This is a genomic window from Enterococcus sp. DIV1283b, assembly GCF_051710965.1.
In the GTDB taxonomy this organism is placed as follows: domain Bacteria; phylum Bacillota; class Bacilli; order Lactobacillales; family Enterococcaceae; genus Enterococcus_B; species Enterococcus_B lactis.
In genome coordinates this window covers 918,636-943,278 of record NZ_JBIOLR010000001.1, presented here as the reverse complement: position 1 = coordinate 943,278, position 24,643 = coordinate 918,636, and the positions used below count along the sequence as shown (strand labels likewise).

The following is a 24,643-nucleotide window of genomic DNA, read 5'->3' as shown; positions in this document are numbered from 1 at the left end:
TCCCCCTAAAATAAACCAAACTTCTTCTTTTTTACCTCTTCATAGACTGGATAACTGATCTCATCCCCGTTGATCAGGTCCTTTGCGACTTGTTTCATCTGTGCTGCTTTTTCCTTGCCAAAGTCCTTGGCGATTTGCTCATAACATTCTTTTAAGTAAAAGGTGCGTTTAGAGACCCCATGGGCATCGGAAGCAGCCATTTGCACGAGGTTATGTTTGACCATCATTTTGGCTGTTTTCTGGATGTCTTTGCCAAATACACCGACATAACTTGGTGCGGTGAGTTGGGCCAAGCATCCCATATCTAGGAATGGCAGCAAATGATTCGGGTCTTTACGAAAATGCGCGTTGCGTTCTGGATGGACGATCACTGGTGTCTTTCCTAGTTGTAACAACTCAAAAAAGAGCCGTTCTGCATATAACGGCACTTCCAGTGTCGGAAATTCGATCAAAAGATATGTATCATCTAAATCTGTAAATAAAATTTCATCTCGGTGGATGTCTTCGATCAGCGTTCCAGTAATACGTACTTCTTGTCCTTCCAATAACGTCAAAGGCAATTGTCTTTTCTCTAATTCTGCTTGTAACGAAGCGACTAGAGAAATGACTTGTGATTTTTCATTGCTGTATTTTCCATTATTATGATGGGGTGTGCATAAAATATGTGTGATCCCTTGTTGAATCGCTTTTTCAGCCATGGCGATACTGGCATCTAAGTTTTCTGCTCCGTCATCGATTCCTGGCAGGATATGGCAATGTAGATCAATCATTTCTCTTGTCTCCTCTCTTTTATTTCTTAATTCCCGTAGTAATAACCAGCATCTTTGCTGTGTTCTGCCCCATTGTATACAACACCAAGGACACGCGCTTGTACCATATCCAGCAATTCTTTTGCTTTAGACAATGATTCTTTACGTGACGTATTTTCACGTACGACCAATAAGGTACCATCCGTTTTTGAAGACATAATCTGTGCATCTGTTACGGCAACGACTGGCGGCATGTCGAAGATCACTACATCAAATAGTTGTCTTGCTTCTGCTAAAATCTGATCCATTCTTGGCGAGCTTAGTAACTCTGATGGATTTGGTGGTTTAGGTCCACTTGGTAGAATCGACAAATTCTCGACTGGCGTTCGTTGGATCTCATCTGCTACACTCCCTGATGAACTAAGAACGGTACTTAATCCGCTTGCGTTGTTCAACTTGAACGTTTTATAGATGACGGGCTTACGTAAGTCTGCATCGACTAGCAGCACCCGTTGACCGGATTTGGCAAAAACAACGGCAATGTTTGCTGCAGTGGTCGATTTCCCTTCTCCAGGTCCTGATGAAGTCACAACAATCGTTTTGATTTGCTGACCAGCTGCGGAGGCAAACTGGATATTCGTCCGAATCGTGCGATATTGTTCGGCGATTGGTGAAGAGGGGTTTGTGAGTGTGACCAAACTGACTGCATGAGTTTGGGTTGCTTTTTGTTTCTGTGTTCGTGCCATTTTTCTTTCCTCCTAGACTCTTGAGCGGCTTCTGCGTGATGGCGCTGTTTTATCGTTTGTAGCTTTTGGTTGTGTCGGAGCTGGTCCTTTTTTACGAACACCAGCGTTCAATTCTTTCGCTGACATTTCTGGTACAGTCCCTAAGATCGGGAAGCCTAATGTATCCGTCACATATTTTTCATCTTTTACTGTCCGGTCGAGTAATTCAAATAAGAAAGCTAGACCTACACCTACCATCATTCCTAACACTAAGCCAATCACTAGATTCAATTTATTATTTGGCGAAACAGGTGTCGTATTGGCAACTGCACCTGAGATGATCGAGATTTTATCGACATTCATCACGTCTTTGGCGTTCTCTTGGAATACTTGTGACGTTGTATTAGCGATTTGTTGAGCCGTCACTGCATTCGTGCTTGTTGCTTGGATCGAGAACATTTGTGAATTTTGTGACTGATTGACGGAGATAGCATCTTTGATTTGTCCAGCAGTCATTTTCACATTGTCTTCTGTTTCTAAACGATCTTTGACTTCATTTAGTACTAGATCACTGACGATCATATCTTTATACGTATTGATCATTTGCAGGTTCGTATTGACATCATTGACATTTGCAGTATCTGATTGTGGCAGTGTCACGATCAATTGGGCTTGTGAGCTGTATTTTGGTGTCAAGATGAAAAACGTCACGATGCCTGAGATGGCCAAGCCAGCAAACATTGAGATGAGGATTGTTATCACGTGTTTGCGTAATGTTTCAAAAATTTCTTTCAAGCTGATAGTCTCTTCCATTTTTTCTCCACTTTCCTATTTATTCTCTAGATTCATTTGATCCTTTAATTCTTTTTTCACACGATCAAGTTCTTGATCGCTGACTTTTTGGTATGAGATATTGTCTTGCATGAAGCCTTCTCCTTGCAGCTGATCTTGCTTGATTGTACCAAATGCATCCCGATAATCTAAAGCAATCTTTTTCATTTCATCAAAGCTCATGTCTGTTTTCATATTCGACTCTAGAGCATTCAAAACGGATTGATAGTTGCTTACACCGTTCAGACTCAATACTTTTTTCGCTACACCTTCTACGATCTTTCTTTGACGCTCTTGTCTGCCGTAGTCACCGTTTGGATCTTCATAACGCATACGAGAATAAGACAATGCCTGATCCCCGTTCAATGTGATTTTACCGATCGTAAAATCATAGCCATCTTGTGAGAAGGTGAGGTCATTATTGACTTCGATACCACCAACTGCATCAACGAGTTCTTTTAGACCTTTCATATTGATTGAAACATAGTGGTCGATTGGGATGTCTACATATTTTTGTACGGTATCCATCGCCATGGCAGCTCCGCCGAATGCATAAGCGTGGTTGATCTTGTCTTTTGTGTCACGACCAACGATATCGACATACGTATCACGAGGAATACTGACGATCGTTGTCTGTTTGTCTTCAGGACTGACTGTGGCAACCATCATCGTATCTGATCGTCCTTGATCGACCCGACCTAAATCTCCCGTATCGATTCCCATCAATAGAACAGAGAAAGATTCTTGTTTGTCCAGATCAACTGGTTTTGTTCGTTCTCCTTGGGTTCGTTCCACTGATTCGTAAGTTTTTTCAATAGAATGTGAGAGATCTAGATATAATTTTGCTCCTACTCCTACGATTGCTAATACTAATACGACAAGAATTGCTAAAATAATTAGAAATATCTTTTTCCCTCTTGATTTTCTTCTTCGTTTTGCCATAGTTTCCTCCGTTTGCTAGCCTTGCTTGAATCCTCGCTTTTACTATTAATAGCTCGTATTGCTATAGCCCATTTGCTGAGCGACTGTTTCTGCTTTTGACGCGTATGCGGCTCTTATTTTTTCATTCCGAATCTGTTCGATGAGACTGAGTGCGGTCAAATATTGATCGTAAGTAGCAGTAGCTGTTACTTGACCGTCTTTCAGCATCGTATCGAATAGCTGATCTAGTTGCGTGACTTGCGCAATTTGGGTATCAGCGAATCCTAGATATTGCATAACGACCGTTTTCCAAGCACTATCCTTAAAAAAGCTCATATTTTCACGTACATGGGCGACATCTGCACTTGCCAACTTTTCTTTGATGATGACATCATCCACAGCTTGCTGCCAGTTTGATACGTTTTTAGTAAATAATTTATTGACAGCCGTCTGGATCTTCAGTTTTGATTCTGCATCCTCTAACTGTGTGAAGACTGCTTTCTTTTCTTCTTGGATCGCAGCAGCTTCTTTAGGTAATTCTGATTCCTTGATGTCATAATCATCTGCTGAAAGTTTGATAGAAGATAGTTTATGTGACAAATTTGAAACTGTTTCTTCTGTTATTTCAGGATTTAGGAAAATTTTTTCTTTTGTACTGTACAGCTTATCTACTTCTTTTGATAAAGAGGTCACGGTGTCTTTTTGATTGGTGATGGCAGATTCTGCGTAATTGATCCGTTGATGATGTTGCCGCTGATTATTGAAATGGTATCCAAACAAGCAAATCACAATAGCGCCTATGCCTACCGCCACAGTAGCCAATAACTTGACGAACGGCTTTTCCATAGATTCACTCCTAAATATTGATGATAGATAAATAAAGATGTGATTCATTCACATCAGAATGAGCGCTTTTTATTTAAAAGCATAATTAAACTAATATATTCATAGAAATATTTGTAAGCAGGTTTTCCCTATATAATCATACCACAAACAGTTTTCTTGACTAGGGAAATTCATAATTTAAAAGTAAATAAAACGTTAATGACATTCCAATTAATCGTTTTCATTTTTATTTCCTCTCTTTTCATGAGCATTTTGAAAATTCGAACAAAAAATAAAATAACAAAAATTATTAAAATAGAATTAATAACAGCTATTTATATTTATAACAAAAAAACAGAGGCACAGCACGTTGCGTGCATGCTCTCTGTTTTTCAAACAAAAGATTATTTTGTGATGATTTGATCCAAGCTTGCTAATGACAAAGCCATGGCAGCTATTTGACTAAGTTGTGTTAGTCGGTTCTTACGTACTGCTGGTTCTTCAGCCATGACCATCGTTTGATCAAAATAATTTTCAATCAGTGGACGAAGAGCGACAAGCTGGTCGTAGTTTTCGTGGATCGTTTGGTCAGCAAAACTTGCTTTCATTGCTTCTACTGCTTTGTGTAATTCTTTCTCTGCGTCGTTTTCGAACAGCTCAGGGTCTACTTCTGATTGTTTTTCAAGCTGAGCTTTTTTCGCTAAATTCACGACACGTGTCAAAGCTTCCATTGAAGGTTTGAAGTCTTCATCTGCAAGATGTTGTTTGAACAATTGTGCTGCTGCAAATACTTTTGTCAGATCTTTTTGTTCCGCATTCAAAACAGCCTCGATGACATCATGACGGATGTTCTTCGTTGTCAGTAATTGGCGCAGACGACCTTTGATAAAGTCGATCACTTGTTGTTGTCCTTCTGATAAACCAATGCCGAAACGATCCGTATCTTTACTGATAACATCGCTAATCGTTTCTTGCAGAACAGACAAAGGAAAGGCCCATTTTTTCGATTCGATGATCCGAACGACACCGTATGCTTGGCGACGTAAGGCATAAGGATCGTTTGACCCGCTTGGAATCATCCCAACTGCAAAGAAAGAAAAGATGCTATCTAATTTATCTGCAATCGCTAAAACAGAACCTACTGTAGACTGAGGTAGCTCTCCTTCACTGGATATAGGCATGTAATGCTCACGAATCGCTGTCGCTACAGCAGGTTTCTCGCCTTTCAGCAGCGCATATTTTTCGCCCATGATCCCTTGTAGTTCAGGAAATTCCCCTACCATGTTGGTTACTAGATCAAATTTATAGATTTCAGCAGCTCGTTGCAAATCCATCAATTCTTCCTCAGATAGTCCTACTTGTTCGCCAATGATACGGGCAATGACTTGTACCCGCTGCATTTTCTCATAGATACTACCGATTTTTTCATGGAAAGTAACAGTTTTTAGTTTTTCAACGTATTGATCGATTGAAGCTTTCTTGTCTTCATTATAAAAGAATTCCGCATCTTCTAAACGAGCAGTCAATACTTTTTGATTGCCTCGAACCACATTTTCCAATTTTACCCGATCACCATTACGAGCAGAAATAAAATGAGGAAGCAGCATACCTTGATCATTCCGTACCTCGAAATAACGTTGATGTTCTTTCATAGAAGTGACTAGTACTTCTTCAGGAACAGAAAGATATTTTTCTTCGAAGTCGCCAGAAAAGACAGTTGGATATTCGACTAAATTGTTGACTTCTTCTAGTAAATCTTCGTCTAAATCAATAACCCAATGATTTTTTTCTGCTAATTCATTTGCTTGTGTAACGATCATTTCTTGTCTTTTTTGCGGAGACGCAATGACGAATTGTTCATTCAATTTTTCTTCATATTCTTTTGCATGCGCAAATGTCACATCTTCGCCTAAGAAACGATGACCTCGAGAGGCTCTGCCTGTTTTGACATCCAAGATTTCGAATGGAATTACTTCGTCATCTAACAATGCCACGATCCAGTGAATAGGGCGGATATATTCAAAATCGTATTCTGCCCAATGCATCGTTACTGGGAAAGTGAGGCTTTTAATGACATCTGCTAAACCTGTCAATACTTCTTTTGCTTCTTTGCCGTGAGTGTATTTCGTTACATAGACATATTCTACACCTTTTAATTCTCTAAAAGTGATCGCATCTGTCGTCAGACCTTGTCCGCGGACAAATCCTTCAGCTGCTTTCGTCCAGTTTCCATCTGCGTCCAAAGCAATTTTTTTGGCTGGTCCTTTGACTTCTTCTTCACTGTCCGCTTGTCGTTCTGGAATGTTTGTTACTTTGATTGCTAAACGGCGCGGTGTGGAAAATGTTTCGATCGTATCATAAGTCAATTGGTTTTCATCTAAAAATTTTGCTGTTTTTTCTTCTAATTGTTTCATGCTTGGTGTGACAACATGGGCAGGCATTTCTTCCAGCCCGATTTCAAGTAATAAGTCTTTTGCCATTTTATTCAGCCTCCTTCACGGTTTCTGGATTTGCTGTGTTTTTATTCAACAAAGGGAATCCTAATTTTTCGCGTTCTGCCACAAATATTTTGGCTACAGCACGAGCCATGTTGCGGATGCGAGAAAGATAACCGGCACGCTCTGTTACGGATACTGCACCACGGGCGTCTAATAAGTTGAATGTATGGCTACATTTCAAGATATAATCATACGCCGGATGAACAAGATTTTCATCGATACAGCGTTTAGCTTCTTTTTCAAAACGATCAAAGTTGCTTAGTAGCAAGTCTTGGTCGCTTACTTCAAAAGAATATTTAGAATGTTCATATTCTGGTTGTTTGAAGATCTCGCCATATTTCACGCCATCAGCCCATTCTAAATCATAGACACTTTCAACTTCTTGGATATAAGAAGCAAGACGTTCTAATCCATAAGTGATCTCAGAAGTTACTGGTTTGCAAGGCAGTCCACCAACTTGTTGGAAGTACGTGAATTGTGTGATTTCCATTCCGTCAAGCCATACTTCCCAACCCACACCGGCACAGCCCATGGATGGGTTCTCCCAGTTGTCTTCAACAAAACGGATGTCGTGTTCTAATGGATCGATTCCTAAAAGGCGCAAGCTTTCTAAATAAAGCTCTTGGATATTCTCAGGTGAAGGTTTCATCACGACTTGGAATTGATGATGCTGATACAAACGGTTTGGGTTTTCGCCATAACGTCCATCAGCTGGTCGGCGAGATGGCTCTACGTAAGCAGCATTCCATGGTTCTGGTCCGATTGCCCGTAAAAAGGTATATGGGCTCATCGTACCTGCTCCTTTTTCTGTGTCATAAGCTTGCATCAGCATGCAGCCGTTTGATGACCAAAATTTTTGTAATGTTAAAATCATATCTTGGACGGTCAATTTTTTACTCATCTGTTTTGCCCCTTTCAATTTTAAAACGTTGCTGTCAAATAAGAATACAGGAAAGAAAACGACAAAAAATCCCTATGTCTGATTACAGACATAGGGACGAATAATTCGCGGTTCCACCCTACTTCCGAATAAAGATTCGGCAGCTTCATTTATCGTACTCTCAAGTGCCTCTTCAAAAATCGTTTGGGTCCGGCTCCCACTCTCCCGAACTCGCTAAACCACGTGTTTTTTACTGATCTTGGTCAATGTACGTATTCATTTTGCAGTTTTCTTGTTTCTATAATAGATCTTCTCAGTGAACGATCTATTTGATCTACGGTTAATAATAGACGGAACTCCCTGTGTTTGTCAAATGGTTTTGATTTTTTGTTGTATGTTTCATTTACTATTCTTCTTTTTCAGGTAGATCTTTTTCAGGCATGTCTTTCTCTGGCATCTTTAATACGTGTGCCCAAGACTTCATTTGATCGATGAACTTTTTGCTTTTCAAATGGATACCGACATATTCATCATACAGCTGGTCGATGAGTTCACGGATTGCTTGTTTGGTTTCTTCTTTCAAATGGATTCCACTGATCTTATCATAAGAAATAGCTGAAAACATCCGAACGAAATAAACAGCTCGAGGATCTGCATGATAACGGTGATCGTCCATCGACCAGTGTCTTTCGCATATCACACCACCATATTTGGAAGAATAGTCAAATTTTCCTTTTGTTTCCCCGCATACGACGCAGTGTGTCCAGATTGGTGCAATTCCAAAACGTTGCAGTATTTGGACTTCAAAAATATTCGTGATGATTTCTGCATCATCTCCTTGGTCCATCTGTTGCAGTGCTTGTTGCGTAAACTGGAACAAATGCGGGTCGTACTGATGATCTTCGATTGCCGCATCTACTAGATTCAATAAATATGTGCCATAGCCGCTCAAAAAGATGTCTTCTTGGATGTGTCGAAACGCATGGACATCTTTGACACTGCTTAAAAATGACAAACCTTCACTTCGAAAATTCCCGATATAAACTGCTTCAGTAAAAGGGAGCAAAGCCGGAGCTAAGGGCTGATTTTGCCGATGGATCCCTTTGATATAAAACATCATTTTGCCAGAAGATTCCGTAAAGATTTTGACTAATTTATCTTTTTCTTTGTAATTACGGCTAGATAAAATCAAGCCTTTTGATTCTGCAAGCTGGCTCATATTCTCCCTCCTAAAAAATAAATCTGGAAAAGCAGATTCTGCCGATCCAGATCATTTATGTTGCGATCTTCCGCAGCTTTTCTCAACACGCGGATTTTTATTCAGTTTATTTCTATACCTGACTTACAAGAAGCTCAGAATATCAATATTCGTCTTTTCGGTAGCCGAAGTCTTGCAGATAGACTTTTTTGTCTCGCCAGTCTTTTTGAACTTTGACCCAAAGTTCTAGAAAGACTTTGTCTCCTAAAAGATTTTCGATATCCTTTCTTGCTTTCGTTCCTACTTGTTTCAGCATTTTTCCGCCTTTGCCGATAATGATCCCTTTTTGGCTATCTCTTTCGACGATGATCGTAGCCTGGATATGGATTTTATCATTCTCGTTTCGCTTCATCGAATCAACAACGACTGCGACAGAATGAGGCACTTCGTCTCGTGTTAAAAACAAGACTTTCTCACGGATCAATTCAGAAACGATGAAGTATTCAGGATGATCAGTCACTTGATCATCTGGAAAATATTGTGGGCCCTCTGGCATTTCACTGACTAATACATCCATCAAACGTTCGACGTTGTTTCCTTCTGTAGCAGAAATTGGAATCACTTGTGCAAAAAGCATTTGCGTTGAATAATCTTCGATGATTCCCAATAACTCGTCTGGATGGATTTTATCGATTTTATTGATAATCAGATAAACAGGAGAATGCACGTTTTTTAGACGTTCAATAATAAAATCGTCTCCCCGACCGCGTTTTTGATCAGCGCTGATCATAAATAAGACCGCGTCCACTTCTTTCAACGCACTGTAAGCTGCTTCTACCATAAAATCTCCTAAACGATGCTTTGGTTTATGGATTCCTGGTGTGTCAATAAAAATCAACTGAGCTTCTGGTGTAGTATATACTCCTTGGATTTTATTTCTAGTTGTCTGTGCCTTGTCACTCATGATGGCAATTTTTTGACCCACGATTCGATTCAATAATGTGGATTTTCCTACATTCGGGCGGCCGACGATTGCGACAAACCCTGATTTATGTTCTGGCATATACGTTCTCCTTTTTAATTAAACAACAAATGATATATTTTAGGGACAAATAAAATCAATCCAACGATGACGGCAAAACAAGCGGTCACTAAAACTGCTCCAGCTGCCATATCTTTGATTTTTTTCCCAATCGGATGAAAATGAAAATCCGTAAACATGTCCACGACATTTTCAAAAACAGTATTGATGATCTCTACTATCCATACGAGAAAAACAGCTAAAAGCAGCCATAACCATTCTATCCGATCAAGTTGGAAAATCACGCCCATAAACAAAGCAAGGATTCCGAACGCAACATGTTTCCTCATGTTGCGTTCTTCCTCAAAAACGGTTTTGACTCCTTGGACGGCAAATTCCACGGACATCAGGAAATGTTTGTTTTTCTCTACGTTTTTATCTTTTAAGTCCATAGGCATCTAAGATCTCTTTCTGTAAACCAAACATTTCTTTCTCATCCTCTGGTGTCATATGGTCATACCCGTTGATATGCAAGAATCCATGAACCGCTAAAAAGCCAAGTTCCCGATCATACGAATGGCCGTAAGCTTCTGCTTGCTCTGCAGCACGTTCAGTAGAGATCATGATGTCTCCTAGTACACGAGGCAATGGATTCTCTCCATCTTCAAAAATCACTGGGATTTCGTCTTCGCCCTCTTCTTCCAAGGCAAAACTGATGACGTCTGTCGGTGCATCTTTTCCACGGTAATCACGATTGATTACTTGGATTGCTGCATTGTCCATGAAAGTAACAGACATTTCTGTTTCTTCTGGCAGCTCTAAATATGATGCTGCAAATTGCAACAAGTCGTCGATTTCTTTCATTTTCTCTTCTGAGACTTGGTTTGTTTCATCCATGAAGGTAATATCCATTATACATCGCTTCTTTCTATTCTTCTTGCTATTCTTCTTGTTCTTCTTTTATCTTCTCAACTTCCGATTTCATTTTAGGATATTTGATCCGAGAATGGAAGGTACTGCTTAAACCGCTGATCAATGATTTTTCTACTTTACGGATTTCTTTTAACGTTAATCCACTGTCGTCCAATTGTCCATCGGAAATACGCTCTTCAATAAGATTATGGACAAAACTTTCGATTTTTTCGCTCGTTGGATGGTCCATTGCCCGTACTGCCGCTTCACAACTGTCAGCTATATTGACGATTCCTGCTTCACGGCTTTGAGGTTTTGGTCCAGGATAACGGAATTGCTCTTCCGTGACTTCCGGGTTGCGTTCCTTTGCCTTAACGTAGAAATAACGCATCAGCGTGGTTCCATGATGCTGTCTGCAAATATCGATCACCATTTGCGGCATATTATAATCTTCCAATATTTTGGCACCATCTGTCACATGTCCAAAGATAATATGTTTACTGTCTTCTGGCAATAAGAAATTGTGCGGATTTTCCGCTCCTGAAGGCAAGTTCTCAACGAAAAAACTGGCGTGTTTGATCTTGCCGATATCATGATAATAGCAAGCTACTCGAGTTAGTAAAGAACGACCACCGATTTCTGCTACAGCATTAGCACTTAGATTGGCTACCATCATGCTATGGTGATACGTACCTGGTGCTTCTTCCAGCAACTGTTTCAATAAAGGGTGATTAGGATTGCTGAGTTCATTTAATACGATCACACTATCATCATTGACCATCAATTCAATATAGGGGTGCAGACCTATCGTCAGCAAGAATGAGAACAGTGCACCTGTGAATCCGCAGACTAGCGTTAACCAAGTCGTTGCATCCCCAAAGCTCATTCCTTGGTAGATAATCAAAATGACATCCATCATCACAGGGAAAATAATGACCCACATAGCTGCGGATAACCCTTGTTCTGAGATCCGTTTGCGTCTGACGATCGTTGCCATGAGACCAGAAAATACATAGGACATCAAAATAACTGTCAGAAAGTTCGTGCCAATCGAATCATAAAAAATGAAAAGTGCGGATACTGCTTGGAAAATACCAGCCATGATCCCTGCTCTTCGATTCAAGAAAAAGCTTAAAACAAGTGGAGCAAAAGCCGCGGGGTAAAACAGCGGAATATAAGCAGCTTGTTCTGTTTGGAAGAGTTGGAAAAATTTCATTAGTACTACGCTGACTGACATTGCTGTCACGTAGAAAAGTACGTATTTTGTTCTTTCTCCTGCATTTTGGAATTGAAGTGAATTATAAATCAGTACACCGATTTGAAGCAAAACAGCTAAAACCATGGCAATGAGTGGGAAAATCGAAGTCGTTTGATTCGTCAATCCTAGTAATTCCAATTTTTTCATCGCTGAAGCATCAATTTGATTTCCTTCGCGAACAATGATTTCTCCTTGGAAGATCATCACTGGTTGTACAGCTTCTCGTGCAGATTGTTTTAATTCTTCTGTCTTTTTCTCATTCAATACATCATTGACTACAATGCCTTGATCCACTAAGTAGCGAATCATTTGTTGCTGCTCTGTTGTGGCATTCAAATATTGAATCTGATCTTCTGCTTCTTGTTTAAAAGCGTCCAATTCGCTTTCACGAACTTGTTTACTCATCTGTTCGTCAATGAGCTTCAAACTTTCATCCCTAACCGTGTGAATTTCCGTTTCAGTCATTTCAAATATCGTCGAATAAAAATTGTTCGGCAGTTTTTGGTAAAACGCAACGTTTTCTGCATTCACGTTTTCAAAATTTTTCTTCAGTGTAGCAATCCGCTCTTCTGTAGTAGGTTTCGGGATATTTTCATCTTCCTTCGCCTTATCTACCTTGTCATTATAAGATTTGTTGATGGTATCATTCGTCTTATCGATCAATTCGAATAATTGCTTGATCCGATTGTTCTGGTCATCTGCCAGATCTTTTTGATAAGTATATTCTGGAGTCACTGCTTCTGCTGCCAGTTTTCTTCTTTGTTCGGTTTCTTCCGTGTTCTCGATCGTTTTATTCGCACGGATACTCTCTTCTGCTACTTGGCCTTCTCTAAAATCATTGGCCTTTTGTTTGACACTACTAAATGTAACGCCGCAGACAATGATAAAAAACAAGAACAGAAGGAAAGGCAATGCTGCCTTTCCGAGTTTTTCTTGTAGTTTCTGCAGTGTTTTATTCAACATGTGCTTATCCTCCTAAGCAAAGCTTATTCTTGATGAAGATCCGCCTTTTCATAAGCTTTGATGATTTCGGCAACTACAGGGTGCCGAACAACGTCACTTGCTTCAAAATTAACAAAATCGATTTTTTTGATTTGCTTTAGTGTTCGTTCTGCATGAACAAGACCGCTTGTCGTCCCTCGAGGCAAGTCTATCTGACTTGTATCCCCATTGACAATCATTTTTGATTGATAACCGAGACGAGTCAAGAACATTTTCATCTGAGCGACTGTCGTGTTTTGTGCTTCGTCCAAGATAATGAATGCATCATCCAATGTCCGCCCCCGCATGTAAGCTAAAGGTGCGATTTCGATCACGCCTCGTTCCATCAATCGGTTCGTATGATCCAATCCAAAAATTTGGTATAAAGCATCATAAACAGGCCGCAGATAAGGATCCACTTTTTCTTTCAGATCCCCGGGTAGAAAGCCTAGGTTTTCCCCTGCCTCCACAGCGGGCCGCGTCAAAATGATTTTTTGCACTTCGCCTTTTTTTAGGGCAGCAATTGCTAATACTACGGCAAGAAACGTTTTTCCTGTTCCGGCTGGTCCTACACCAAATACGATGTCATGTTTGGCTACCGATTCAACGTATTTCTTTTGACCGCTGTTTTTTACCCGTATAGGTTTTCCATTACGGTCTTTGACGATCTCTTCCTCATACATCTCAACAAAATAATCTAATGTACCTTTTTGCCCCATTTTCAATGCCGTCACAACATCTGGCGTACTTACGTGGATTCCTCGTTTGATCAATTCCTGTAATGTCCGAATGACTGAGGCAGCCAAGGAAATCTGGGATTGCTCACCAATGATCTGAATGATTTCTCCACGTGTATGGATGGTTGTTTCCGTTGTTTCCTCGATCAGTTTTATATGCTTGTCGTGTGCACCTAAAAGCATGCTGACATCATCAGCTGCTGTCAATCTAATCTCTAAAGAACTAGACTCTTCCGTCAAAAATAGACATCCCCTTTTTTTCGATTCATTCTTTCCTATTTTACCATACTCAGAAGAAACTATATAGCAAATAAGAAAAGGTTGTAAAAGAGTCGCTTAACCATACGTACCAAGAAACGTTAAAAAATAGCCGTTTTCATTCGCTAAAGGTCTCGTTTTGATAAAAAGAAGCTGAGAATGTAAGTTATATGAAAGTGGAGAACAAAATATTTCGTTTCATTCAACAGGTATTCTCTAGGTATTTTTCTTGTTTCAAAAAAAGAAAACAAAATATTTAAAATATTCTTGCATTTCAAAAAAAACAGGTGTATTATTACGTCAACAAATAAACATACAGCAAAGCGTCGAGGAAAACAGTAGGCTATTCAACGATTTATTCCCAGTGAGTCATGTAAGTGAGAAATGACAATAAATCGAATAGACGAACATCATTTCCGAGTCAATGTCGAAAACGTAGATCATTGTGGCTGCCTCCATTATCAGGCTAGCGGATAACTTTATCAAAAAGCGTCCGTGAATGAAGAAGCTTTTTTAAGCGAAAAAAGGTGGTACCGTTCTAGAATCTAGAGCCCTTTTCCCAAGTGGAAAAGGGCTTTTTTTTTATATTTTAAGGTGGTGGTTTTCATGGAATCTGATATTAGTGGCATTACTAATTGCTGCAACGTTTATATCGTCAATCAAAATGATAATTATTGGAGGAAAAATTTATGGAAGAAACAAAAACTTATTCATGGAAACAACTATTGATGGTCAGCTCACTTATCTTCGGGATGTTCTTCGGGTCAGGTAATCTAATCTTTCCTGTCCACTTAGGTCAAATGGCTGGCGCAAACTGGGTCAGTGCTGGCGTAGGATTTGCCATCTCAGGCGCTCTTTTCCCATTACTAGCTATCTTAGCTGTAGTAGTGACAAAAAGTGATGGTCTGTATGACTTAGCTAAACCTGTCGGAAAATGGTATGCTGCCTTGTTCTTAATCCTTGTTCATTTGACGATCGGACCATTTTTCGGTACACCACGGACAGCTGCTACTGCTTTTGAAATGGCTGCTAAACCATTTTTGCCTGAAAAATATAATTCATTAGGTATGTTTTTATTCTCTGCTCTTTTCTTTTTACTTGCTTATTTCCTTACTGTCCATCCCACACGGTTGGTCAAATACGTCGGAAAGTATCTAAACTCCTTGTTTCTTGCATTATTAGCAATCATTTTTGTCGTTTCTTTATTCCACCCAATGGGAAATCTAAATCAATCTGCTGCAGATACTTACCAAACAAACGCTTTAACAAATGGTGTCCTAGAAGGTTATAACACGGTTGATGCAGTAGCTTTGCTTGCTCTAAGTGTCACTTTTGTCCATGCAGTCCGTGACCTTGGTTTCAAAGATAAAAAAGTCACAGAATTAACAGCAAAAGCTGGTAGCCTGAGCGTTGCGCTAGAAGTCATGATCTATTTTGGTCTTGTTCTTCTCGGTGCGATGAGTTTGAATAAGATGTCTTTATCAGAAAATGGCGGAACTGCACTTTCTCAGATCACTAATTTTTATTTAGGTAACTTCGGCGCTAGCTTCTTAGGAGTGATGGTCACATTAGGTGTCTTCACTACCGCTATGGGACTCGTTGTTTCTTTTGCACAAGATTTCCATAAACTGTTCCCTAAAGTCAGTTATATGACATGGCTGCGGTTAACGACTTTCGTCTCTTTTGTCGTTGCAAATGCTGGTTTGGACAATATCATCCAATGGTCTTTACCAGTATTGATGCTTTTGTACCCATTGTCGCTTGCGTTGATCTTGCTTTCCTTAACAGCAAAATTTTTCCAAAAGACACCATTTGTCTATCAAGTAACGATGTTGTTTGCTGCTGTTCCCGCCGTATTGGATATGCTGGCAAATTCGCCTGCTTTAGTGAGTCAACAAAGAGTTGTAGCAAGCATGCTCGAATTTTATCATCATCACGTTCCTTTTGCTGCATTAGGACTTGGCTGGATGGTCCCAACGTTACTTGGTTACGCTGGCAGCTTACTCTTCTATTACGCCTATCGCCTATCAGGGTACAAACAAGAAGCGAATGAACTACCAGAAGAATAACCAAATCAAACACAATTTAACATAAGAAATATTAAACAGGAAAAAAACAGCTAGATGAAATAATCTTATTCTTTCGTCTAGCTATTTTTTAGATCTCTTTTTTACGAGCACAAAAAAACTGCGGACAATGATTGTCCGCAGTTTAAATGATAAAATTAAGATTGTAATAGTTCTTTCACAATGGCATTTACTTGGTTTCCATCTGCTTTTCCTTTGACTTTAGGCATGATCGCACCCATGACTTTGCCAAATTCTTTCATTGATGAAGCACCAGTTTGCGTGATTGCTTCTTGAACAAGTTGTCGAATTTCTTCGTCAGAAAGTTGTTCCGGCATGTATTTTTCGACTATCACAATTTCACTTTTTACTTTTTCAGCTAAATCGTCACGTCCTGCTTCTTCAAACTCATGCAAAGAATCACGTCGCTGTTTCATTTCTCGAGACAACACCGTTAATTCTTCTTCTTCTGTCAAGTCGTGACCTTCTTTAATCTGCTCGTTTTGTATAGATGACTTGATCATTCGGATGACTTGTAAAGATTCCTTATCTTTCGCTTTCATCGCTGTTTTCATGTCATCGTTTAATCTACTTAGTAGTGACACACTACCAACTCCAATTCATCACAGAACTAGAATTTTTTGCGTTTTCTAGCTGCTTCAGATTTTTTCTTGCGTCTTACACTTGGTTTTTCGTAGAATTCACGTTTACGAGATTCTTGTAAAGTACCCGCTTTTGACACGGAACGTTTGAAGCGACGAAGAGCATCGTCAAGTGATTCGTTTTTGCGAACGACTGTTTTTGACATGTTAATTCCCTCCCTCCGAGCTTAAAAAGTAACCGTAATTGTTATTGAAATATATCTCAAAAAACAAGACTGTCCTGTGAATATTATATCTAATGCTGTTTTGACCGTCAAGGAAATCTTGCTTTTTTTTAAAATTATCAAATGTTATTTTATTTAAATCCTTATTGACAATTTTCACATCTTCCGAAAATCTCGAATCTATGCCCTTCGATCGTACATCCACCGAGCTGTTCTTCGAAATAATTCATTGGACACATATGGATTTCTTTCGTTGTTCCGCACACCGTACAGATAAAGTGATGGTGATGGCCGATTTCCCCTTGACAGCAATGAAAACGAAACTTCATCTCTCCATTTAAATCGGTTTCTTCCAGTAAATCGATTTCTGCAAAATCATGGAGATTTCGATAAATCGTATCGTAACTTACTCCTTTGAATTCCTGATTCATATAGTCAAAAACTTCTTTAGCGGATACGTAGCGATTGCGCTTCACTAAATAAGTTAACAATGCTTCTCTTTTTTTAGTATATTTAAAACCGTTATTTTTCAATGTTTCTAGTGATTGTTCGATCAATGTCTGTTTTTTCATGACTTATTCCTCCAAATCAAAATGATTACGAAGTACACATTCTAGAGTATGGTATAATAAACATAAAAAAAATGCAAGTGAGGTTTTATCCATGTCTTCCGATTCTACAGAAATCGTTACTTTTTTTGTCATCTCCGACTCTGCTGGAGAAACTGCGACAAAACTAGCGCAAGCCACTATGGCCCAATATCCTACCGTTGAGTTCAATTTATTCCGCAGAACATTTGTGACAGATGAGAAAACATTGATGCAGGCACTGCAAGATGCACTAGAAGAAAATGCCCTTGTCCTGCACACATTGATCAATCAAGAATTGATCGAGATGACGCGTGCTTTTTGTGAAGAACATCAATTATTTAGTTTCGATGTGATGACTCCGCCGATATCAGAAATCGAGCGCTTAACTGGTATCAAGCCCATTCGGCAACCTGGCGCCCTTCATTTATTGAATGAGAACTATTTCAAACGGATCAAAGCAATGGAATTTGCTGTAAAATATGATGACGGGAAAGATCCTCGTGGGTTTCTAGAAGCAGATGTCGTTTTGCTAGGCGTATCCCGAACTTCCAAAACGCCTTTGAGCTTGTTTTTAGCTAACAAAAATTTAAAAGTTGCCAATCTTCCTTTGATCCCACAAGCACATATTCCCAAACAGCTTTGGGAAATTGATCCTAAAAAAATCGTGGGACTGACGAATAACCCAGATATTTTAAACAATATCCGTAAAGAACGGATGCGCTCTTACGGATTAAATCCTGATACTGCTTATTCCGATATCGAAAAAATACGAGCTGAACTCGATTTTGCGAATGATCTTTATGAAAAATTGGGCTGCGTAGTAATCAATGTCGCTTCTTTATCTATTGAAGAAACAGCTTCGCTTATTTTGAATGCTTTAGACCTAGAAGATCATAGTTATTATGGAACTGAAACCACCGAAGAAACAGACTAACAATTTTTCTTGTCTTTTTCTTAAAAAAAACTGGACTGTGTCAGCGAAGAAGATTCGTTGACACAGTCCAGTTTGTCTCTATTTGCACCTATCGTTATTGATGTTCCACATGCTTGAGTGTCTGGTTCAAAATATCTAGTACGTGAGAATCATCAAGACTATACAAAATCGCTTTTCCCTCACGATGGGACTTGACGACATGGTTTTCTCTTAATAAACGCAGTTGATGCGATACAGCAGATTGTTCCATTTCCACTGCTTGGGTGATTGCTGTCACATTTTGCTCCCCGTCTTTCAGATACAGCAGAATTTTGAGACGAGTGGGGTCACTCAACATTTTGAATAGTTGGCTGACTTTCTCTACTTTTGTTTTTTGCGTGTCTGGCAATCCATTCACCTCCAACTTGAAAAAAGACTGACTTCTAAAGTTTACCACTTTTTCCATCAGTCTCAAGTTTTTTTATTCTTCTGTCATTTTTTTGATAATCGCTTCATAAGCGGCTACTTTTCCAGCTGCGTCTTCTGAAGAGCTTCCTTTTACACCGATATAAAATTTGATTTTTGGCTCAGTTCCTGAAGGACGGATAGCGATCCAGCCATTTTCTTCCAGCGTATACTTCAATACGTCAGATGGCGGTGTCGTTAGTTTTTCTACGTTTCCTTCACGGTCTGTTCTCGTCAACTCTTTAAAGTCTTCTGTTTGGATGACTTTTGCTCCGGCAAATTCTGTCGGTGCTTCTTCACGGAATTTTTCCATCAAAGCAGAGATTTTCGCAGAACCTTCTTGTCCGCTCATTGTCACAGAAATCGTTTTTTCTGCGTAGTAGCCATAGGTTTCAAAAATCGTTTGCAAGCCGTCATACAACGTTTTGCCTTGTTTTTTATAGTAAGCTGCTACTTCTGCTAATAAGAGCAATGCTTGGATCGCGTCTTTGTCGCGAACGAAAGGTTTAACTAAATAACCGTAACTTTCTTCGAATCCGAACATAAAAGTATGGGAATGATCTTCTTCAAATTGTTGAATTTTTTCAGCAATGAATTTGAATCCTGTCAATACATTGAACATGGTAGCACCATAGTGTTCCGCAATTGCTGTAGGCAATTCGCTAGAAACGATCGATTTCAATACCGCGGCGTTTTCAGGTAAAGTGCCTCGCGATTGGTGTGCTTCCAAAATATATTGAGCAAACAGTGCTCCGATTTGGTTTCCGGTCAATACTTCATAGGAGCCATTTGGCAAACGAACGGCTGCACCTAAACGGTCTGCATCAGGATCTGTTGCAATCAGCAAGTCAGCGCCTTCTTTCTCGCCAAGTCGCATCGCATACTCAAAAGCAGAGTGTTCTTCTGGATTTGGTGATTTGACTGTAGTGAAATCTGGGTCTGCGACAGCTTGTTCTGGAACTAGTACGAATTGTTCGAATCCAGCTTGTTTCAACGCACGTTCACCCAACATTTTTCCTGTTCCGTGAAGTGGTGTGTACACAAGTTTCAAATCTTTCCCCATTGTTTCCACCAATTCATGATCAATCGTTACTGCTTTGATTTCTTCTAGATAAGCGGCATCCACTTCTTCTCCGATAATCGTGATCAATCCGCTATGTTCAGCTTCTTCGTCAGATAATACTTCAACTTTTAACGGATTGCTGACTTCACGGACATATTTCGTCAATGCATCTGCGTCTGCAGGAGGCATTTGTCCCCCATCTTCTCCGTAGACTTTATATCCGTTGTAAGCTGCTGGATTGTGGGATGCGGTTACCATGATTCCCGCAAACGTCTTCAAATGACGGACTGCAAAAGAAAGCTCTGGTGTTGGACGTAGACTTTCGAATACATAAGATGGGATATTGTGATGTGCTAATGTTTTGGCTGCTTCCATGGCAAATTCTGGCGATTGATGGCGTGAGTCATAAGCGATAGCGACACCTCGGCGTTTTGTTTCTTCACCTTGTGTATCCATGAAACGTGCAAGTCCTTCTGTTGCTTGTCTTACCGTATAGATGTTCATTCGATTGATCCCAGGTCCTAAGATTCCCCGCATGCCTGCAGTACCGAATTCCAACGGTGCATAAAAAGCATCTTCAAGTTTTTCAGGATCTTCACCCAGATCATTTAATTGTTTTTTTAAGTTTTCTTCTAAATTTTCTTCATGTACCCATTGTTCATACACTTGTTCCCAAGACATGAAAATAACACCTCTTTCTGAAATATGGTTCTTAATAAGTATAGCATTCACTTATTAGATATGAAAGTATGAGGACCAAAAAACGCTTAAATCAAGAAAGGATTCTTTCATCAAGCACGGTTGCAAGTATTCGCATAAATCGGATTCAGTGGATTTCACGCGAAAAAAAAGAGTAAAAGAACAATTGAAACCGTTCTTTCACTCTTTTTAAACTTATGCAGTTGTTTCTTCTAAAGATTCCAAGTATTTATACACTTGTTGTCCAGCGATCCCACCATCACCAACAGCAGTAGTGATTTGTCGCAAATCTTTTTCACGAACATCTCCGATGGCAAAAACGCCTGGTATATTCGTCTTCATTTCGTTGTCTGTTGGAATCCAGCCAGCTTCGTTCGTCAACCCTGCTTCTCTAAATGGTGCAGTTAATGGATCCAGTCCAACATAGATGAATACTCCGTCTGCTGCCAAATCAAACTCATTGCCGGTTTTGACATTACGTGCTTTCACACCTGTCACTACCATTTCATTCCCAACGATTTCGTCAACGACTGTATCCCACATAAAGGAAATTTTTTCATTCGCAAATGCACGGTCTTGGATGATCTTTTGTGCACGTAATTCATCTCTACGGTGGACGATGACTACTTCAGAAGCAAATTGTGTCAAATAGATGGCTTCTTCTACTGCTGAGTCTCCTCCTCCGATCACTACTAGACGTTTGTTACGGAAAAATGCACCATCACAAACTGCACAGTAAGAAACGCCACGTCCAGCAAATTCTTCCTCGCCAGGTACGCCTAATTTACGATGGATACAGCCTGTTGCGATAATGACTGTTTTTCCTTCGTAAGTTTTATCTTCACAAATAACTTCTTTGTGGCTGCCGTGATCCTTGATATCTTGCACGATTCCATAAGCATTTTCTGTCCCAAATCTTGAAACACCTTCATACATCTTATAAGCTAGATCAGGACCCATGATTGAATCGAAACCAGGATAGTTTTCGATTTCTGCCGTATTGTTCATTTGGCCGCCAGGGGCGCCTTGTTCGATCATCAATACGGATAAGTTTGAACGTGAAGCATATAAAGCAGCAGTCATCCCAGCAGGACCTGCGCCAATAACGATTACATCATACATATGTAGATTCTCCTTTACTTAATCAAGTAAGCATACTTTACAGCCAATGCGAAAAAAAGTCTATTGTTCTGCTTGCGTTTCTCGAATAGCTTTATTATACTCGAAAAATCCGCTGAAAAACAATAGACTTTTATAAATCATTGATTAATCGTTCGAAAGATTTTCTCCATTTGAATCAATTACTTTTTTATACCAGTTGAATGATTTCTTCTTCGAACGGGCTAATGTGCCATTTCCTTCGTTGTCACGATCGACATAAATGAATCCGTACCTTTTCTTCATCTCCCCTGTACCAGCTGATACTAAATCAATACATCCCCAAGTCGTATAGCCTAATAGATCGACTCCATCTAATTCTACTGCATCTTTCATTGCCTGGATATGTGCTGCCAGATAGTCGATTCGATAGTCATCTTCCACATAACCATTCTCATCGGGCGTATCGACTGCACCTAAGCCGTTTTCTACAATAAATAGTGGTTTTTGATAACGATCATAAATATCATTCATCGTTATTCTCAAGCCTAATGGATCAATTTGCCAACCCCATTCACTTGCTTCCAGATATGGATTTTTGACAGAAGCAAAGATATTTCCTGCAGTCTGTTCCAAGAGTTCGTTGTCAGTAGTCGAAACTCGAGAAGAATAGTAAGAAAAGGAGATAAAATCAACAGTATGTTCTTTCAGCAATGCGGCATCCTCAGGTTCCATTTCGATCTGAATGCCATTTCGTTCCATTTCTTTCAATGCATAAGCGGGATATTCTCCTCGTGACTGGACATCAATGAAGAAATAATTTTCTCGATCTGATTTTCTAGAAGCCCAAACATCTTCAGGATTGCAAGTGTATGGATAATATGCTCCTGCTGCCAGCATACAGCCTACTTTGTTCTCCGGATCTACTTCATGAGCAATCTTCGTTGCGATGGCACTTGCAACCAACTCATGATGTGCCGCTTGATATTTGATTTGTTCTTCATTTTCTCCTTCTTCAAAATACAGCCCTGCGCCCATGAATGGTGCATGAAGAATCATATTGATCTCATTGAATGTCAACCAATATTTGACAAGTCCTTTATAGCGATTGAAAATGACTCGGCACAGATTTTCATAAAAACCAACGAGTTCTCTGGAACGCCACGCACCATATTCTTTGATCAAATGCATCGGACAATCAAAATGTGTAATCGTCACAAGCGGCTCGATTCCGTACTTTTGACATTCTTTAAAGACATCCTCATAAAATTTCAAACCAGATTCATTTGGCTCTTTTTCATCGCCCATTGGAAAAATACGACTCCAAGCAATGGACATCCGATAAGTCTTGAACCCCATTTCTGCAAACAAAGCAATATCTTCCTTATAATGATGATACATATCGATCGCAATTTTTGCTGGATAAAAATGATCCTCATCAAATTCAAACATTTTCTTTTTTCCAGTAATGACAGGAAAACGGTCTTCTCCGATTGGCACAACATCTACGTTCGCTAACCCACGTCCGCCTTCATCATAACCGCCCTCGCATTGATTGGCTGCTGTAGCACCGCCCCATAAAAAATCTTTTCTGAATCCCATCATACTTCCTCCATTACATGTGAATTGCTTGATAATTCTCTTGCCAGTTCATCTTGGACTTCGATTCCTTCTGCTTTTAACCGGCTGATTGTTTCCTTGAATTGCGGTAAATACTGCTGATGTGCAATAAACAACTCATCCATGATCCGTTTTGCTGTCTTTCCTGATCGTATAAGTGGATTGATCGTAAACGCTTGTAAAGCTGTTCCATAATCACCAGTCACGGCTGCTTCGATCGTCAGCAATTCCATATTCTTCATTACTTGCAACCACCCTCTTTCAGCAGCAGGAAGGGAACCAAACGCTACATTTCGTGCTCCTTGTGCGCCAACGTAGGCAGTGACTTCTACTACACAATCTGCCGGCAGATCAGGAACAGCGCCATCATTCTTTGTAGATACCACGATCTGTGTTTCTTTATTTCCATAAATCGAAGCAATCGTTTCACAGGCAGCATCTGAATAATAAGCACCACCTCGTTTTTGCAATTGTTCAGGTTTATGATCCAATTCTGGATCTTTGTATAATTCAAACAGCTCTGCTTCTGTTTCTTTCACTTGCTGCGCTCTTGTACCAATCGTTTGATATTCTTCTAAAGCATGTTCCAGCATTTCTTCTTCACGATAGTAATAGCGGTGGTAGCCACAAGGGATCATGTTCATTTGTTTTAATTGTTCTTTAAAAAACGGGATATCAAAGATATTTTTCGGCAATCCATTGTCTTCATCGTATAAACGATCAATCAATTCTGCCGTGCGGTCATTTCCTTTATTATCTGCTACTTTGTGCCAATGGAAGTGATTTAGACCGGCAAACTTGTAGATCAGCTCTTCTTTTTTCTTGCCAAGCATTGCTGGTTCTGTCATCATCGCCATTACTGGCACATTGCATAATCCGATCACTTTATCCCATTTGCCATATCTGATAACTGCTTCTGTCACCATCCCACTTGGGTTCGCGAAATTGATTAGCCAAGCATTTGGACATAAACGCTTCATGTCTTCAACGATTGCCAAAACCACTGGAACGGTACGAAAAGCTTTGAATATCCCGCCAGCACCATTTGTTTCTTGCCCAATCATCCCATAATAACTAGGGATCCGCTCGTCTTTGATTCGTGCATCTAATTGACCGACACGAAACTGAGTCGTAACAAAATCCGCATCTTTCAATGCTTCTTCCCGATCCAGAGTTGCATAAATTTTGACTTCATACGGAGAAGCATCCCACATACGCTGAGACATCTGACTGACGATCTCAAGCTTTTCTTTTCCTTCTTCTACATCTACGAGCCAGATTTCTCGTATCGGTAATTCCTCATATCTTTTGATAAATCCTTCCATCAACTCGGGGGTGTAACTGCTGCCTCCACCAATCGTAGCGATTTTGATTCCTTTTGCCATGTTCTCACTCCTTTACTTTTTACACTTTTATTATCTTTTTTGTAAACAAAACAAACAATAGAAATTCGTTTCTTTCCAGTAACATTTACAAAAGTTAGTGTTTTCTTCTGTATTTTTGTAAATA

Annotated in this window: 23 protein-coding genes; 2 read left to right on the top strand and 21 right to left on the bottom strand. The window is 39.8% G+C overall.

What is annotated here, in order from left to right; translation table 11 throughout:
- Positions 1–5 precede the first annotated feature (5 nt).
- The 13 genes from IGJ53_RS04495 to IGJ53_RS04435 all read right to left on the bottom strand — a co-directional run bounded on the left by IGJ53_RS04495 (position 6) and on the right by IGJ53_RS04435 (position 13,776).
- Positions 6–770: a tyrosine-protein phosphatase gene (locus tag IGJ53_RS04495; protein ID WP_259741688.1), complete on the bottom strand. Its 765-nt coding sequence runs from the start codon at positions 768–770 to the stop codon at positions 6–8.
- 26 nt (positions 771–796) lie between these two features.
- Positions 797–1,495, bottom strand: a complete 699-nt coding sequence (locus tag IGJ53_RS04490; protein WP_038398527.1) for a CpsD/CapB family tyrosine-protein kinase — start codon at positions 1,493–1,495, stop codon at positions 797–799.
- A 12-nt stretch (positions 1,496–1,507) separates the two neighbouring features.
- On the bottom strand, positions 1,508–2,287 hold the full coding sequence (locus IGJ53_RS04485) for a YveK family protein (protein WP_010732176.1): 780 nt from the start codon (positions 2,285–2,287) through the stop codon (positions 1,508–1,510).
- A gap of 15 nt (positions 2,288–2,302) precedes the next feature.
- Positions 2,303–3,247, bottom strand: coding sequence for an LCP family glycopolymer transferase (locus tag IGJ53_RS04480; protein ID WP_038398524.1), 945 nt, complete (start codon positions 3,245–3,247; stop codon positions 2,303–2,305).
- A gap of 45 nt (positions 3,248–3,292) precedes the next feature.
- Positions 3,293–4,072, bottom strand: coding sequence for a hypothetical protein (locus tag IGJ53_RS04475; RefSeq protein ID WP_010732174.1), 780 nt, complete (start codon positions 4,070–4,072; stop codon positions 3,293–3,295).
- 383 nt (positions 4,073–4,455) lie between these two features.
- Positions 4,456–6,531, bottom strand: coding sequence for a glycine--tRNA ligase subunit beta (glyS, locus tag IGJ53_RS04470; RefSeq protein WP_010732173.1), 2,076 nt, complete (start codon positions 6,529–6,531; stop codon positions 4,456–4,458).
- A gap of 1 nt (position 6,532) precedes the next feature.
- Entirely contained in the window at positions 6,533–7,450 is a 918-nt protein-coding gene (gene glyQ, locus IGJ53_RS04465) for a glycine--tRNA ligase subunit alpha (RefSeq protein ID WP_002305598.1), read from the bottom strand.
- 385 nt (positions 7,451–7,835) lie between these two features.
- Complete coding sequence (gene recO / locus IGJ53_RS04460) at positions 7,836–8,648, bottom strand: DNA repair protein RecO (protein ID WP_438749650.1); 813 nt, start codon at positions 8,646–8,648, stop codon at positions 7,836–7,838.
- Positions 8,649–8,790: 142 nt separating this feature from the next.
- Entirely contained in the window at positions 8,791–9,690 is a 900-nt protein-coding gene (gene era, locus IGJ53_RS04455; RefSeq protein ID WP_129165964.1) for a GTPase Era, read from the bottom strand.
- A 14-nt stretch (positions 9,691–9,704) separates the two neighbouring features.
- Complete coding sequence (locus IGJ53_RS04450; protein ID WP_002316408.1) at positions 9,705–10,100, bottom strand: diacylglycerol kinase family protein; 396 nt, start codon at positions 10,098–10,100, stop codon at positions 9,705–9,707.
- Entirely contained in the window at positions 10,084–10,560 is a 477-nt protein-coding gene (ybeY, locus tag IGJ53_RS04445; RefSeq protein ID WP_002291700.1) for an rRNA maturation RNase YbeY, read from the bottom strand. The genes IGJ53_RS04450 and ybeY overlap by 17 nt, the downstream gene beginning before the upstream one ends.
- 28 nt (positions 10,561–10,588) lie before the next feature.
- Positions 10,589–12,781, bottom strand: coding sequence for an HD family phosphohydrolase (locus tag IGJ53_RS04440; RefSeq protein ID WP_259741687.1), 2,193 nt, complete (start codon positions 12,779–12,781; stop codon positions 10,589–10,591).
- A 23-nt stretch (positions 12,782–12,804) separates the two neighbouring features.
- Positions 12,805–13,776 carry a PhoH family protein gene (locus IGJ53_RS04435; RefSeq protein WP_086307657.1) on the bottom strand — a complete coding sequence of 324 codons (972 nt, stop codon included), beginning with the start codon at positions 13,774–13,776 and terminating at the stop codon, positions 12,805–12,807.
- Between the two features lie 707 nt (positions 13,777–14,483).
- Here IGJ53_RS04435 and brnQ point away from each other — a divergent pair.
- Complete coding sequence (gene brnQ, locus IGJ53_RS04430; protein WP_002291696.1) at positions 14,484–15,863, top strand: branched-chain amino acid transport system II carrier protein; 1,380 nt, start codon at positions 14,484–14,486, stop codon at positions 15,861–15,863.
- Positions 15,864–16,018: 155 nt separating this feature from the next.
- On the opposite strand, the gene IGJ53_RS04425 is transcribed toward brnQ, so the two are convergent.
- The 3 genes from IGJ53_RS04425 to IGJ53_RS04415 all read right to left on the bottom strand — a co-directional run bounded on the left by IGJ53_RS04425 (position 16,019) and on the right by IGJ53_RS04415 (position 17,258).
- On the bottom strand, positions 16,019–16,465 hold the full coding sequence (locus tag IGJ53_RS04425; protein ID WP_002291695.1) for a GatB/YqeY domain-containing protein: 447 nt from the start codon (positions 16,463–16,465) through the stop codon (positions 16,019–16,021).
- 26 nt (positions 16,466–16,491) lie between these two features.
- Positions 16,492–16,668: a 30S ribosomal protein S21 gene (gene rpsU, locus IGJ53_RS04420; RefSeq protein ID WP_002287321.1), complete on the bottom strand. Its 177-nt coding sequence runs from the start codon at positions 16,666–16,668 to the stop codon at positions 16,492–16,494.
- Positions 16,669–16,829: 161 nt separating this feature from the next.
- Positions 16,830–17,258 (bottom strand): Fur family transcriptional regulator, encoded by a 429-nt coding sequence (locus IGJ53_RS04415; RefSeq protein ID WP_002287322.1) that lies wholly within the window; start codon positions 17,256–17,258, stop codon positions 16,830–16,832.
- 91 nt (positions 17,259–17,349) lie between these two features.
- Between IGJ53_RS04415 and IGJ53_RS04410 the strand changes: the two genes are divergently transcribed.
- Entirely contained in the window at positions 17,350–18,210 is an 861-nt protein-coding gene (locus IGJ53_RS04410; protein WP_010732170.1) for a pyruvate, water dikinase regulatory protein, read from the top strand.
- 94 nt (positions 18,211–18,304) lie between these two features.
- On the opposite strand, the gene IGJ53_RS04405 is transcribed toward IGJ53_RS04410, so the two are convergent.
- The 5 genes from IGJ53_RS04405 to IGJ53_RS04385 all read right to left on the bottom strand — a co-directional run bounded on the left by IGJ53_RS04405 (position 18,305) and on the right by IGJ53_RS04385 (position 24,519).
- Positions 18,305–18,655: an ArsR/SmtB family transcription factor gene (locus tag IGJ53_RS04405; protein WP_002316410.1), complete on the bottom strand. Its 351-nt coding sequence runs from the start codon at positions 18,653–18,655 to the stop codon at positions 18,305–18,307.
- 15 nt (positions 18,656–18,670) lie between these two features.
- Complete coding sequence (locus tag IGJ53_RS04400; RefSeq protein WP_010732169.1) at positions 18,671–20,398, bottom strand: phospho-sugar mutase; 1,728 nt, start codon at positions 20,396–20,398, stop codon at positions 18,671–18,673.
- Positions 20,399–20,611: 213 nt separating this feature from the next.
- Positions 20,612–21,538: a thioredoxin-disulfide reductase gene (trxB, locus tag IGJ53_RS04395; RefSeq protein WP_002291688.1), complete on the bottom strand. Its 927-nt coding sequence runs from the start codon at positions 21,536–21,538 to the stop codon at positions 20,612–20,614.
- 144 nt (positions 21,539–21,682) lie between these two features.
- Positions 21,683–23,116 (bottom strand): 6-phospho-beta-glucosidase, encoded by a 1,434-nt coding sequence (locus tag IGJ53_RS04390; protein WP_311135309.1) that lies wholly within the window; start codon positions 23,114–23,116, stop codon positions 21,683–21,685.
- Positions 23,116–24,519, bottom strand: coding sequence for a 6-phospho-beta-glucosidase (locus IGJ53_RS04385; RefSeq protein ID WP_010732167.1), 1,404 nt, complete (start codon positions 24,517–24,519; stop codon positions 23,116–23,118). Before IGJ53_RS04385 ends, IGJ53_RS04390 begins: the two co-directional genes overlap by 1 nt.
- Positions 24,520–24,643: the final 124 nt, after the last annotated feature.